General features: G+C 68.7%; 14 protein-coding genes. 9 read left to right on the top strand and 5 right to left on the bottom strand.

Annotated elements, in window-relative coordinates; translation table 11 throughout:
* Window positions 1-94: 94 nt before the first annotated feature.
* Window positions 95-781: a TetR/AcrR family transcriptional regulator gene (locus tag GVY39_RS16595; RefSeq protein ID WP_236565487.1), complete on the bottom strand. Its 687-nt coding sequence runs from the start codon at window positions 779-781 to the stop codon at window positions 95-97.
* Window positions 782-884: 103 nt separating this feature from the next.
* Between GVY39_RS16595 and GVY39_RS16590 the strand changes: the two genes are divergently transcribed.
* The gene (locus tag GVY39_RS16590) at window positions 885-2,441 is read left to right on the top strand and encodes an MFS transporter (RefSeq protein WP_159925367.1); all 1,557 of its coding nucleotides are present in this window, start codon (window positions 885-887) and stop codon (window positions 2,439-2,441) included.
* A gap of 116 nt (window positions 2,442-2,557) precedes the next feature.
* Here the strand turns inward: GVY39_RS16590 and GVY39_RS16585 are convergent, their stop codons facing one another.
* From GVY39_RS16585 to GVY39_RS16575, 3 genes are all read right to left on the bottom strand, one after another.
* Window positions 2,558-2,998 (bottom strand): nuclear transport factor 2 family protein, encoded by a 441-nt coding sequence (locus GVY39_RS16585; RefSeq protein ID WP_159925369.1) that lies wholly within the window; start codon window positions 2,996-2,998, stop codon window positions 2,558-2,560.
* A 9-nt stretch (window positions 2,999-3,007) separates the two neighbouring features.
* Window positions 3,008-3,808: an SAM-dependent methyltransferase gene (locus GVY39_RS16580; protein ID WP_159925371.1), complete on the bottom strand. Its 801-nt coding sequence runs from the start codon at window positions 3,806-3,808 to the stop codon at window positions 3,008-3,010.
* 151 nt (window positions 3,809-3,959) lie between these two features.
* On the bottom strand, window positions 3,960-5,033 hold the full coding sequence (locus tag GVY39_RS16575) for a hypothetical protein (RefSeq protein WP_236565488.1): 1,074 nt from the start codon (window positions 5,031-5,033) through the stop codon (window positions 3,960-3,962).
* A gap of 199 nt (window positions 5,034-5,232) precedes the next feature.
* Here GVY39_RS16575 and GVY39_RS34410 point away from each other — a divergent pair, with 199 nt between their 5' ends.
* The 3 genes from GVY39_RS34410 to cobG all read left to right on the top strand — a co-directional run bounded on the left by GVY39_RS34410 (window position 5,233) and on the right by cobG (window position 7,810).
* On the top strand, window positions 5,233-5,430 hold the full coding sequence (locus GVY39_RS34410; protein WP_236565489.1) for a hypothetical protein: 198 nt from the start codon (window positions 5,233-5,235) through the stop codon (window positions 5,428-5,430).
* Window positions 5,431-5,528: 98 nt separating this feature from the next.
* The gene (locus GVY39_RS16570; protein WP_236565490.1) at window positions 5,529-6,545 is read left to right on the top strand and encodes an alpha/beta fold hydrolase; all 1,017 of its coding nucleotides are present in this window, start codon (window positions 5,529-5,531) and stop codon (window positions 6,543-6,545) included.
* A gap of 38 nt (window positions 6,546-6,583) precedes the next feature.
* Window positions 6,584-7,810, top strand: a complete 1,227-nt coding sequence (gene cobG / locus GVY39_RS16565) for a precorrin-3B synthase (protein ID WP_370523799.1) — start codon at window positions 6,584-6,586, stop codon at window positions 7,808-7,810.
* A 23-nt stretch (window positions 7,811-7,833) separates the two neighbouring features.
* Here the strand turns inward: cobG and ddaH are convergent, their stop codons facing one another.
* Window positions 7,834-8,676 carry a dimethylargininase gene (gene ddaH, locus GVY39_RS16560; RefSeq protein WP_236565491.1) on the bottom strand — a complete coding sequence of 281 codons (843 nt, stop codon included), beginning with the start codon at window positions 8,674-8,676 and terminating at the stop codon, window positions 7,834-7,836.
* A 137-nt stretch (window positions 8,677-8,813) separates the two neighbouring features.
* Here ddaH and GVY39_RS16555 point away from each other — a divergent pair, with 137 nt between their 5' ends.
* The 5 genes from GVY39_RS16555 to GVY39_RS16535 all read left to right on the top strand — a co-directional run bounded on the left by GVY39_RS16555 (window position 8,814) and on the right by GVY39_RS16535 (window position 12,591).
* Entirely contained in the window at window positions 8,814-9,251 is a 438-nt protein-coding gene (locus GVY39_RS16555) for an Lrp/AsnC family transcriptional regulator (RefSeq protein ID WP_159925377.1), read from the top strand.
* 102 nt (window positions 9,252-9,353) lie between these two features.
* On the top strand, window positions 9,354-9,989 hold the full coding sequence (locus tag GVY39_RS16550; protein WP_159925379.1) for a precorrin-8X methylmutase: 636 nt from the start codon (window positions 9,354-9,356) through the stop codon (window positions 9,987-9,989).
* The gene (gene cobJ, locus GVY39_RS16545) at window positions 9,986-11,554 is read left to right on the top strand and encodes a precorrin-3B C(17)-methyltransferase (protein WP_159925381.1); all 1,569 of its coding nucleotides are present in this window, start codon (window positions 9,986-9,988) and stop codon (window positions 11,552-11,554) included. Before GVY39_RS16550 ends, cobJ begins: the two co-directional genes overlap by 4 nt.
* Window positions 11,555-11,586: 32 nt before the next feature.
* Window positions 11,587-12,003 (top strand): hypothetical protein, encoded by a 417-nt coding sequence (locus tag GVY39_RS16540; RefSeq protein ID WP_159925383.1) that lies wholly within the window; start codon window positions 11,587-11,589, stop codon window positions 12,001-12,003.
* Between the two features lie 57 nt (window positions 12,004-12,060).
* Window positions 12,061-12,591: a PadR family transcriptional regulator gene (locus tag GVY39_RS16535; protein ID WP_159925385.1), complete on the top strand. Its 531-nt coding sequence runs from the start codon at window positions 12,061-12,063 to the stop codon at window positions 12,589-12,591.
* Window positions 12,592-12,615 lie beyond the last annotated feature (24 nt).

Raw genomic sequence — 12,615 nt, 5'->3', positions numbered from 1 at the left:
TCGCTGCTCGCCGGGGAGGGTCTGGCTTTTCTACAGTGGCGCGACCGCACCGGACTTCCACCGGTTTCCTCGTCGTCCGCCGAGCACGCCGAGCCTACCTGCCGTCCCGATCGGCTTCGTCCACGTGTCCGGCCGGCTCGGCCGCGCGGCGGTCACGGTCGCTCGCGCGGGCGGCCAAGAAGTCGTCCACGAGCCGCGCACAGTCGGCCGGGGTGGTGGGGCCGAGGCCGACCAGCCTGGCGAAGACGATCGGACCGACGAGCTGGGTCAACGCATGCGTCACGTCGAACTCGCCGAGTTGCCCGCGCACCTCCGGATCGTCGAAGAGCTGGTCGAAGGGCTGGCGATACTGCTCGATGAGCCGCTGACGAAGCGACGTGAACGCCGGGCCCGCGCCGGACTCGCCGCGTTCACCGGTAGCCAGCCACGCCAATGTGGACGTCTGCAGCGGAGCCTCGTCGACGACCGCGGCCTGCCTGCTGAGCATTTCGGTCAGACGCTGCCGTAGCGGACCGGCGGGCGGCGCCTCGATGACCGGAGGAAGCAGGCGCTCGAGCGTGGCGGCGCGCAACTGCATGGCGTTGTCGAAATGCCGGTACAGCGTGGTGCGCGCGACTTTGGACATCGTCGTGACCGCCTCGACGGTGACCGCTTCCAGCCCACCGGCTTGGAGCAGGGCGGTCGCGGCGTCGAGCAGCCTGGCTCGGGAACGCAGCTTGCGCGGATCGACATCGTCGTCGCGAGCGGAGTCGTGCGGCATCGGGTCGGCGGCACCGGTCATGGAACGAACATTCCTCCTTCCGCGACGCCTATCGCCACCTGGCCCACTTATGCTACTGATAGTAGCGTAGCGATACTGTTGGTTTCCTTTTTGGGGAGGCGTCATGGAATCCACCGCGACACGGTTGTCCGCCGCCCAGCGGTGGATGTTGGCGATATCCTGCTCCGCCGTGGCCCTGGTGGTCGCGTCGATGGCGGCCCTGTACACCGCGCTGCCCGAGATCGCCGCCGCGACCGGAGCCAGTCAGCAACAGCTGACCTGGGTCGTCGACGGGTACACCCTCGCGCTGGCCTGCCTGGTGCTTCCGGCGGGCGCGCTCGGCGACCGGTACGGGCGGCGGGCGATGCTGATCATCGGGCTCTTCGTGTTCGCGGCCGCCTCCGCGGCGCCGCTGCTGCTGGACACACCCGGCTGGCTGATCGCGACGCGGGCGGCGGCAGGTGCGGGCGCCGCCCTGGTCATGCCGTCGACGCTGTCGCTGATCACCGCCGGGTTCCCGGAATCCCGCCGGGCGTACGCCGTGGGGCTGTGGGCGGGTGTCGCCGGTATCGGCGCGGTGCTCGGCATCCTCGGTTCCGGTCTGCTGCTGGAGCCCTGGTCCTGGGTCTCGGTCTTTCTCGCCATGGCCGTAGCGGGACTGTTGCTGATGATCGCCGGGTTCACTGTGCCGGAGTCGGTGGACCGGACTCGCCCGCGGATCGACCTGTGGGGGGCGGCGACGGCTGCCGTCGCGGTGGGATTGCTCGTCGTGGCCGCGATCGAGGCGCCCGAGCGCGGCTGGCTGGATCCGGTGGTGATCGCCATGGCCGTCGCGGCGGTGCTGGCGGGGGTGGTGTTCGTGACGGTCGAGTCACGGGTGGCGCACCCGCTGCTGGATGTGCGGTTGTTCGCCGATCGGGGGTTCGGCTCCGGTACCGCGGCGGTGATGGTGCAGTTCCTGGTGTCCTTCGGCGCCTTCCTCCTGATGGTCCAGTTCCTTCAGCTGATTCTCGGGTATGGGCCGCTGACGTCGGCTTTGGCGATGGCGCCGATGATGGTGCCGATGGTGGCGGTCTCGGTCGTGGCGCCGCGGCTCGCCGAGCGGGTCGGGTTGCGGTTGCCGATCGCCTCCGGGCTGGCGATCATCGCCATCGCGCTGCTCGCGATGTCCAGGATCGACACCCACACCACCTACCTCGATCTGGTCTGGTCGTTGCTGGTGATGAGCACGGGCGTCGGCTTGTGCACCGCGCCGGCGACGGCGGCGATCATCGCGGGCACCCCGGTGGAGAAGCACGGCGTAGCGGCGGCGGTGAACGACGCGGCGCGCGAAGTCGGCGCGGCCGTCGGCATCGCCATCTCGGGCAGCGTCTTGGCCGCGGGGTACAGCGACCGCATCGCGCCTGCCCTGCCCCGGTTGCCCGAACCGATCCGCGAACCGGTCGGCGACTCGCTGGCCGCGGCGTTGCAGGTGACCGAGCGGATGGGGCCACAAGCCGCACCGCTGGCCGAGTTCGCCGAGACCGCATTCGTCCACGGAGCGCAGCAATCCGCGCTGGCGCTGGGCATAGTCACTCTCGTCGCCGCAGTCCTCATCGGCGTGTGGGCGCCGGGACGCTCACACGCGAAAACGAAACCCGCGCGCGCTCGGCAGGAAGCGGAACCGGCCACCGCACCGTGACGATCGCTCGTCGGTGACAAGGCGACCAGTCGTTCACGATACCGCCGCCGATCAGATCGCGGATCGCGAGCCCATTGCGCACCGATACGATCCGAAGTCGCGAGCGATGCCCGGACCTACACCAAGTCGGCGTTCCCGTCGATCACCTTGAGGTGGTAGTGGAACCGATTGACCCGCCACCCGTCCGCGGTGCGTTCGACGCCGAGGGAGTAGCTGCCGACGAACGTACGGGTCTTGCCCTCGACCGCGGCGTTCTTGACGTGCACCGCGATGGCGTCGGCGTGCACCCGCGCCGTGTCACCGTCCACATCGATGAGGTGATTACCGGACTGGTGGTGCACTTCGTCGAGGTCGGCCAGGCCGGTGCGCCAATCAGCGATGATGTCGGCCGCGGACCGCTCACCGACCGGCCCGCCGAAACCGCCGTCGAAATCCACCTTCGGCGTGAACACCTCGGCCGACAGGCCTTCCCAGCGTTTTTGATCGGTGTAGACGAACATCTTGGTGATCACATCGACGATGGCCAGCCGGTCTGCGAGGGCCGAGATTTCGGACATACGCCGACCTTAGTCGTCGCTTCGGTCCGAGGTCTTGCGGACCACCCCGCCCAGGAGCACCAGCTTGGTGGCCGGAAGGTCCTCCTCGAGCCACTGTTGCAGGGGGACTACGCCGGGATCGATCATGTCGAAGCCCTCGAAGAACGATTCGACTCGGGCGGGGGAGCGATACGCCACCTGGGCCGAGGAGTTGGCGGTGTCCGACGACGACTGGTCGATGAAGTCCCGATCGCTGTCGTCGGAGCCGTGCGTGAATGCCAGATAGCTTCCCGGCGCCATGGCCGCACGGAGCCGGGCGACGATGTCGGCCGGGCCCTCGCCGTCCATCACGAAGTGCAGGACCCCGACCAACGTGATCGCCACCGGCTCATCGAAGTCGATGAACTCTTCGTGCCGCAGCCGGTCGAGAAGGTCGTCCGTACGGCGCACATCACCCAGCATCGCCGTCACGCCCTCCGCACCGGTCAGCAGGGCATTGCAATGCGCGTACACGACCGGGTCGAAATCGACGTACACCACCCGCGCCGACGGATCGATCTCGTGGACGACTTCGTGCACATTGGGCGAGGTCGGGATACCCGCGCCGAGGTCGATGAACTGCCGGATCCCGGCCTCCGCGGCGAACTGGACCGCGTGCACCAGGAATTTGCGACTGAACCAGGCGAGGGTCCGGGTGTCCGGGGCGATGGACAGCATTCGGTGCGCGACCGCCCGGTCCACTTCGTAATTGTCTTTGCCGCCGAGGAGATAGTCGTATACCCGGGCTGAATTCGGCAGGTTCGGATCGACGCCACGCGGTGCTCGCTCCATGCCGGACACCATACCTCCCCGATCTCGCTGATCGGGATCGTAACAAAAGTCATTGCCAGCCGCCCAGATTCGCTCCGGGGACGAAACGTGCGCACCAATTGACGTTGCGGGAGAGAAGGTCCGATGTCACTGCGCACAGGGGTGCACGAATTCAATCGTCCGTCGCCCCGCTCGCCGCGAGCAATTGGGCTCGGGCCATGAGTTCGTCCGCGACCGGGCGGGGACGGCGGCCGAGACCGCACGCGCAGGCGACTCCGTCGACCGGGCGCCCCAGCGCGTTCTCGATGACCCGCAATGTGTGCGACTGTTGCGAGGCGGTGGGTAGGTCGTGCACCAACCCGGCATAGAAATCCGTGCCCGCACCCAAGGACAACTCCGCCAGGGGCGCATAGAATTCGGCTTTCGTCGACGGTGGTATGTCACCTGCCGCCACGGGGCCGTGCACGAATTCCAGAGCGCGCCCCCGCGGCCAATGCCGGACGACGGAATTGGCCAGATCGACCAGGGGCCGCGCGTTCCGCAACCTTCCCCGGGCTTTGTTGCGCAAGCTGCCGAGGCAGAGGTGGACCCCGAAACGGGTTCCCTCCGGAGCGGCCGCGGCCAGCGCGGCGATTCCCTCCCCCAGCCCCAGCGCCCGATCGATCAGCCGGTGCAGCGGTTGCGTTTTCGACATGAGCACCAGCTCCGCGGTGGCCTCGAGCTGCACGACAATGTCGTCGCCTGCCAGCTCCCGCATGGCCGTGATGTCGCGCACGGTGGCGTCGAAGAATGCCCGGCGATGCCGCCGCACGCCTGATGCCCCCATGGCGATGAACGTCAACGTGAAGTCGGTCGGCATGCCGATCTGGAGCGCGAGATCGGGCAGCTCCCGCTCGCCGCGGAGCTCACGGAGGAGGGGCAGCGCCTCTTCGGCCTCGCGGAGATATCCGAGATCCAGGCCCGCGCCGGACAATTCGGTGCCGCGCGGGGCGCGATGGATCGTCCGCTCCCGGCTCGAGCGCCACGATCCGGGCTTCTTCACCGCCAGGACACCTCGGGCGACCAGGTCTTCGATGATGGGCTGAATGTAGAACTCGTAACGGCGCGTCTCTCCGGTGGGCAGGGTATGTAATCGCGCCCCAGCGCTGTCGAGCATGGCCCGCATCGCCACTTCCGTGCTCTCGGCCGGAAAACTACCGACGAAATGCACCGCCCGGGTATCCGCCCCTTGTCTCGTCGACCCCACGTCCCCGCGCTCCTTGTTCACCGCTCGTCCCGGACATTCACCCTCCGGACGCGATCTCGTTGCGTCCGAGTGCACGCTCGGCGGCACCAACTATGTGATAGCCACGGAAAATTATGTGGGGTATCGGCGTTCGCCGGGTAGTCAGGCGCGCTACCGACCCCCGGGCTCGGGCGGGTCGCAGGCCACCGTGTTCTCCATCATGATCTACGACACCCCCGAAGACCTCGACAAGCAATGCGGGTCTCGACAGCTGATACCGCTTCGCCGCCGCCCCGAGTTGGGTTGCGCCCTCTCGACGCCGCTCGTTCGAGGTCGTCGGACCGGAGCGATCGACGACGTCACCGAGTTCCTTCTCGCCATGCCGACACCGGCCCGCGAACATAGTGAAACAGCCTGATGGGAACGAGTGACGGTCCAGCTGGCCAGGACCCGAGCGGGGATGTGCGTGGGCGAAAGGTATTGCGCGCCATTATTTTCGCGCATAGCCTGCGTCGCGTGCGAACCTCGCTACGGTCGATCGCCGCGTCCGCGGCGGCGCTCCTGCTCTGCCTGACACCCGGCGTGGCCTATGCCGAGGATGATCCGGGTCGCTGCGAATCGTTGTCCATCCCCGTCCCACTGGGCGTGATGGCCGGTTCCCTGTGCACTCCCACGGCACACGCGACCGACACCGTCATGGTGCTCATCGCGGGATCCAATTACAACCACACGTACTGGGACTTCCCTTACGCACCCGAGACCTACAGTTTCCGGCGCGCGATGAATGCCGCGGGGATCGCGACGCTGGTGGTCGATCGGCTCGGCAACGGCGCGAGCACGAGACCGCCGAGCACGCAGGTCACGGCGTCGGTCTCGGCTCGCGCCCTGCACGACATCGTTCAGGCCCTGCGCCGAGGGCTGGCGGGCGCGCCGCCGTTCGGCACAGTCGTCACCGGCGGTCATTCGCTCAGCTCGGGTATCGACGTCTTGGAGGCCAGCACGTACCAGGACGTCGACGGCGTGCTGCTCACCGGCTTCTCCCACGCTCTCGATGTGGCCGAAGTCCTCGGCGTGATCTCCACCTACCACCAAGCCGCCCAGGATCCGCGATTCGCCGCGGGCGGATACGATCCCGGTTATCTGACGACCCGGCCCGGTACCCGCGCGGGCAATTTCTTCGCGCCCGAGACGGCCGATCCCGAAGTTCTCGCCGTCGACGAGGCGACCAAGGAAGTGTTCTCGCCGATGGAGTATCCCGATGGCCTGACCTCCACCATCCCGCCGATGACCAACTTCATCGACGTCCCGGTCCTGGTCGTCGACGGCAGCCTGGACCGGCTCTCCTGCGGCCCCGGGTACGCGGTCTGCGCGAACGCCGAGACATTGCACGCCGCCGAAGCGCCGTTCTTCGGCCCGGCCGCCCAGCTGCGCACCTATGTGCTGCGCGACAGCGGCCATTCGGTCAATCTCGCGCGGAACACCGCCGAGTATCGGGCCGCCGTCATCGATTGGGTGCGGACGATCGCGGCGTAACCGGCCGTTCGCCGCGCCCGGCGCGTCCGTAGGCTGGGATCGTTATGACACGACGTGCTCCTGATTCCTGCCCGGGTGTGTTGCGGTTGCACGACGCGGCCGACGGGCCGCTCGCGCGAATCCGGGTGCCCGGCGGGCGCCTGGGGCCCGTGCAGGTGCAGACGCTGGCGGAGGCCGCGCACGATCTCGCGGACGGGAACATCGAGCTCACCTCACGGGGAAACGTCCAGTTGCGCCAGGTGCGCGACGCCGGGGCACTGACGGACCGGCTGGCCGCCGCGGGCCTGCTGCCGAGCAGCACGCACGAACGGGTGCGCAATATCATCGCCTCGCCGCTGTCCGGCCGGATCGGCGGCTCGGCGGACGTGCACCCGCTGGTTCCCGTGCTGGACGCGGGCTTGCGCGCGGCGCCGCGGCTGGCGCAGCTTCCCGGCCGAGTGCTGTTCACCCTCGACGACGGGCGCGGTGACGTCAGCGGACTCGGCGCCGACATCGGCGTGCACGCGGTCGGGAGGGACGAGTTCGCGTTGTTGCTGGCAGGCGGTGACAGCGGCGTGCGGGTGGCCGCCGCCGACGCGGTCGATGTCATGCTCGCCGCCGCCCACGGGTTCCTGCGACTGCGGGGTGACGACGCGGGCCGCTGGCGGCTGCGCGACATCGAACGGGGCGCCGAACGCGTCGTCGATCTCCTCGGCCTGTCTCCCGGCGCCGAGCGGCTCCACTTCTGCCCGCCCCGGAGCATTCCGATCGGATGGCTCGAGCAGGACAACGGACTGGTCGGTCTCGGCGCCGGTGTGCGCCTCGGGTCCCTGCCCGCCCGTACGGCCGAGTTCCTCGCGGCGGTCGAGCGACCGGTCTTCCTCACGCCGTGGCGCAGTCTGGTGGTCACCGACCTGGAGGAATGGGCCGCCGAGCAGGTCGTGCGCGTGCTCGCCCCGATGGGCTTGATCTTCGACGCCGACTCGCCGTGGCTGCTGGTCAGCGCCTGCGCCGGGCAACCGGGCTGCGCGAAGTCGCACACCGACGTCCGAGCCGACGTCGCCGCGGCGATCGACACGGGCCGCGTGCTACCCGCCCGAACCGAGCAGGCCGAGTCGCCGGTTTCCGGAACCTCCGCGGGCCAAGATGTCCCGCAGGCGATGCCCCCAACAGACGTCGCGGTGGCCGGGCGTCAGCATTGGTCCGGCTGCGCTCGCCGCTGCGGCCGGCCCCAAGGGGAGGTCACCGATATCGTCGCGACAGATGAGGGCTATCGCGTCGACTGACTCATCCGCGCTGCCCAGGCACCTCACCCGCCATGGATCTCGAGGGTGCAGCATTTGACGGAGCCCCCGGCCTTGAGCAGCTCGGACATCTCGATGCCGACCGGATGGTAGCCACGCGCGCGCAGGGCTTCGCACAAGGCGGTGGCGGCGCTGCTGAGGAAGACGTTGAAACCGTCGCAGACTCCGTTCAACCCGAGTACCGCCGCGTCCGCGTGGGTGGCCACGATCGCATCGGGATAGAACTCGGCGAGCACCGCGCGTGCCGCCGGGCTGAAGGCGGCCGGATAGTAGGCAATGGTGTCGCTCAGTGGAAGCAGCACCGTGTCCAGGTGATAGAAGCGCGGATCGATCAGTTCCAGTGAGACCACGGGAAGACCGAAATGCCGCGACACCTCCTCGTGCGCGGCCGGGGAGCTGCGGAATCCCATACCGGCCAGAAGCCGATCACCGACGAGGAGGAAGTCGCCTTCGCCTTCGTTGCATTCCTCGGCCGCCACCAGCTCCGGCAAGCCGTATCGGGCGAACCAGGCGTGGTAGGCCGGGCCTTCCGCAGCACGTTCCGGGTGGGTGAACCGGGCCGACATGGCGCGGTTTCCGACGATCAGCCCGCCGTTGGCGGCGAACACCATGTCGGGCAGACCCGCCACACCGGGGACCACTTCCACGGTGTGCCCGTACTCGGCGTAGGTGGCGCGCAACGTTTCCCACTGCTCGACAGCCAGCGCGCGGTCGACGGGCTCGGCGGGATTCATCCATGGATTGATGGAGTAGACGACGTCGAAGTGATCGGGACGGCACATCACGAACTTGCGCGGCGACGAACGGCGGACGGCGGACTCGGCGGGGAGGGTGGCTACAGAAGTCAACGGAACTCCCGGAGATCAGCGGGGACTTTCGGCTGATATGAAGGTAAGTCGCCTAGTATTGCGCCAGAAACAACGATTCGTTGTGCATCTGCCCAGAAAAGCGATGATTCGTTGCGGAGGAGGAGAGAAGGTGTGACGTGGACGACCTCGACCGGCGGATCCTCGAACAATTGCTGAGGAATGCCCGGGCTTCGTTCCAGGAGATCGGCGGCGTGGTGGGACTGTCCGCGCCCGCGGTGAAGCGGCGCGTCGACCGGCTGGTCGCCGCCAAACAGATCACCGGGTTCACCGCGCTGGTCAATCCCGCGGCGCTGGGCTGGAAGACGGAGGCGTACGTCGAGGTGTACTACCGCGACAACATCTCCCCTACCGAACTCAAACGCAGCTTGGACCCGATCCCGCAGGTGGTCGGTGTGTGGACGATCGCGGGCGAGGCCGACGCGCTGGTGCACGTCATGGCCACCGACATGGCCGAGATCGAGGTGACCGTGGAACGGATCCGGGAGAACGCGCGGGTCGGGCGTACCCGCAGCGCCATCGTCATGTCACGGATTCTCGAGCGTCCCCGGACCTGATCCGGCGGCGCTCGGGCGCCCGGTATCCGGCGGCTCGGGCGGCCATGCGACGCGCCCGACCCGGACCGACCTGTCCGGACCCGCACCCATATGGTGGACCGCATGTCCGACGTACGTGCCAGCTACCTGACCGACGGGGCCGAGATCTACCGTCGCTCGTTCGCGACGATCCGCGCCGAAGCCGATCTGAGCGGATTCCCGCCGGACGTGGCACAGGTCGTGGTGCGGATGATCCACGGCTGCGGTCAGGTGGATCTCGCCGCGGACGTTGCCTTCTCACCCGGTGTCGTCGCCTCGGCACGAGCGGCGCTGCGCGCGGGCGCGCCGATTCTGTGTGACGCGACCATGGTCGCCTCTGGCGTGACCAGGAAACGACTGCCTGCCGACAACGAGGTGCTGTGCACCCTCGCGGATTCGCGCGTGCCGGAGCTGGCCGCGGCCAAGGGCACGACCCGCTCCGCCGCCGCGCTCGAGCTGTGGCGCGACCGTCTCGACGGCGCCGTCGTCGCGATCGGCAACGCACCAACGGCGCTGTTCCATCTGCTCGACCTCCTGGACGCGGGAGCGCCCCGGCCCGCCGCCGTGCTCGGCATCCCGGTCGGGTTCGTCGGGGCGGCCGAATCGAAAGACGCGCTGATCGAGTTCGGCGGCGTCGAATACCTCACGGTGCGCGGCAGGCGTGGCGGTAGCGCCATCACCGCGTCCGCGCTGAACGCGATTGCGAGCGAACAGGAATGAGCACTCCGGGCAAGCTGTGGGGCGTCGGACTCGGTCCGGGTGATCCGGAACTGGTGACGGTCAAGGCGGCCAACGTGATCGGCGCGGCCGACGTCGTCGCGTTCCACAGCGCCCGCCACGGCCGCAGCATCTCCCGCCGCATCGCCGCGCCGTACATGCGGCCGGGCCAGCTGGAGGAGCATCTCGTCTACCCGGTCACCACCGAGACCACCGACCACCCCGGCGGTTACCAGGGAGCGATCGACGAGTTCTACGAAGAGGCCGCCGAGCGGCTGGCCGCGCATCTGGCCGCAGGCCGCTCCGTCGCGCTGCTCGCCGCGGGCGACCCGCTGTTCTACAGCTCGTACATGCACATGCACCGGCGGCTGGCCGATCGGTTCGACGCCGAGATCATTCCCGGCGTCACCTCGGTCAGCGCGGCGTCCGCAGCGCTGGGTACGCCGCTGGTCGAGGGCGAACAGGTGCTCACCGTGCTGCCGGGCACCATGCCGGTCGAGGAGCTCACCCGGCGGCTGCGCACGACCGACGCGGCCGCGATCATGAAACTGGGACGCACCTATCCCGGTGTGCGTCAGGCGCTTTCGGATTCCGGCCGGCTGGCGGGCGCCTACTATGTGGAGCGCGCGAGCAGCACCGACCAGCGCGTACTGCACGCCGGAGCGGTCGATGACACGGAGGTGCCGTACTTCGCCATCACCCTCGTGCCCGGCCCCGAGCCGACCACCCCACTACCCCGCCTCGAGCCGGATCCCATCGCGGATCAGCGGATTCACGAGACGGACACGACCGACCGCGCCGGTGAGGTCGTGGTCGTGGGGCTGGGTCCCGGCGCAGCGGAGTGGACCACCGACGAGGTGCGCGCGGCCTTGGCGGACGCCACCGATCTGGTCGGCTACACCACCTATCTGAACCGGGTCCCCGAGCGTGCGGGCCAACGTCGTCATGCCAGCGACAACCGCGTCGAGTCCGAGCGCGCGGCCATGGCCTTGGATCTGGCCGGACGCGGCGCACGGGTCGCGGTCGTCTCCTCGGGTGACCCCGGGGTCTTCGCGATGGCGGCGGCGGTGCTCGAGGAATCCGCGGACCCGCGGTGGCGTACCGTGCCGGTGCGCGTGCTGCCCGGCCTCACCGCGGCCAACGCGGTGGCCAGCCGGGTGGGCGCGCCGCTCGGGCACGACTACGCGATGATCTCACTCTCCGATCGGCTCAAGCCGTGGGAGGTGGTGGCGCAACGCCTTTCCGCTGTCGCCGCGGCCGACATGGCGATCGCTATCTACAACCCGGCGTCCTCGCAACGCACCTGGCAGGTGGGCGCGATGCGGGACCTGTTGCTCGAGCACCGCAAGCCCGATACTCCCGTCGTCGTCGGGCGCGACGTCGGCGGACCCACCGAATCGGTCCGGGTGGTGCAACTCGGCGATCTCGACCCCGACGAGGTGGACATGCGCACGCTGCTGATCATCGGCGCGTCCACCACCACGGCGCTCGAAACCGACCAGGGCATCCGGGTCTACACCTCCCGGCGCTACGGTCACGCGCGCGACGCGGCGACCGACGGCGCGTAGGATCGCCTGACGCACCGAAGATCGGAGGGACCTTGGCCGCGACACTGTCGGAGCTGACGCTGCGCGCCCGCGCCCTGGAGGCCAGGGCCACCGCGAGCGAACAAGCACTCGACGAGCAGGGCGACGTCCTCGGCGAACTCGCGGCGCTGACCAGGAAGGCGCTCGACGGCATCGGCCGGATCGATCGACGCGCGGAGACGATCGGCGAAGCCGCGGGCGAGCTTCGCCGCGATGTCGGCGATCTGCGTGAGAACGTGGGCGAACTGACCCGCAGGGTCACGGTGCTCGAACAAGGACAGGTCCGTTTGGAACAGGGTCAGGCGGCGCTGGCGCGCAGCCAAGCGCAGCTCGAACAAGGACAGGCACAGCTCGAACAGGGACAGGCGCGGCTGGAGCAGGGCATGGCGCGGGTGCTCGCCCAGCTCGGCAAGTTGACCGGCGACGCCTGACTCGAACCGTTCAGGTAATATTCCACTATGGAATGTTGAGAGCGAAGGGAGCAGTCGTTGACCAACACCGCGACCAGACTCAAGCCACTGAACTCGACAGCGGCGTCATTGCTCGGATTTCTGCACGAAGGGCCCATGTCGGGGTGGGATCTGGTCGCCGAGGCCCAAGACCGCATCGGCGATTTCTGGACGATCACGCAGAGTCAGGTCTACCGGGAACTCGCCACGATGGACGCGGCGGGACTCGTCGAGAAGGGTGAGACCGGAGCCCGGGAACGGACGCCCTACCACCTCACCGACGCGGGGCGCGAAGCGTTCCTGGAGTGGGTCGCCCGCGATCCGGGCGGGGAGACCATCCGGGTGCCGTTGCTGCTCACGCTCTCCTTCGGAGAGCATCTCGATCGCGATCGGCTCCACGGCATCGTCGCGGCCAACCGGGAAATCCATCAGGCGCGGCTCACGCGGTATCTCGCCCAGGATCCGGAGGGGATGTCGGCCTTCGCCCGCGCCACCCTGGATTTCGGAATCCGCTACGAGCGGGCGGTGCTGGAGTGGTTCGACCATCTGCCGGAGATACTCGACAGCTGACCATCCAGCACGCTGCCGGACAGC

Origin of the sequence: Nocardia sp. CY15, assembly GCF_009829295.1 — a bacterium.
In the GTDB taxonomy this organism is placed as follows: domain Bacteria; phylum Actinomycetota; class Actinomycetes; order Mycobacteriales; family Mycobacteriaceae; genus Nocardia; species Nocardia sputi.
This window is presented reverse-complemented; position numbering and strand designations above follow the sequence as displayed.

What these genes read in the sequence shown, in the direction of transcription:
- GVY39_RS16595 (WP_236565487.1), bottom strand. Translation starts at nt 781, where the DNA reads ATGACCGGTGCCGCCGACCCGATGCCGCACGACTCCGCTCGCGACGAC.
- cobJ (WP_159925381.1), top strand. Translation starts at nt 9,986, where the DNA reads ATGAGCACTCCGGGCAAGCTGTGGGGCGTCGGACTCGGTCCGGGTGAT.
- GVY39_RS16580 (WP_159925371.1), bottom strand. Translation starts at nt 3,808, where the DNA reads ATGGAGCGAGCACCGCGTGGCGTCGATCCGAACCTGCCGAATTCAGCC.
- GVY39_RS16590 (WP_159925367.1), top strand. Translation starts at nt 885, where the DNA reads ATGGAATCCACCGCGACACGGTTGTCCGCCGCCCAGCGGTGGATGTTG.
- GVY39_RS34410 (WP_236565489.1), top strand. Translation starts at nt 5,233, where the DNA reads ATGATCTACGACACCCCCGAAGACCTCGACAAGCAATGCGGGTCTCGA.
- GVY39_RS16550 (WP_159925379.1), top strand. Translation starts at nt 9,354, where the DNA reads ATGTCCGACGTACGTGCCAGCTACCTGACCGACGGGGCCGAGATCTAC.
- GVY39_RS16585 (WP_159925369.1), bottom strand. Translation starts at nt 2,998, where the DNA reads ATGTCCGAAATCTCGGCCCTCGCAGACCGGCTGGCCATCGTCGATGTG.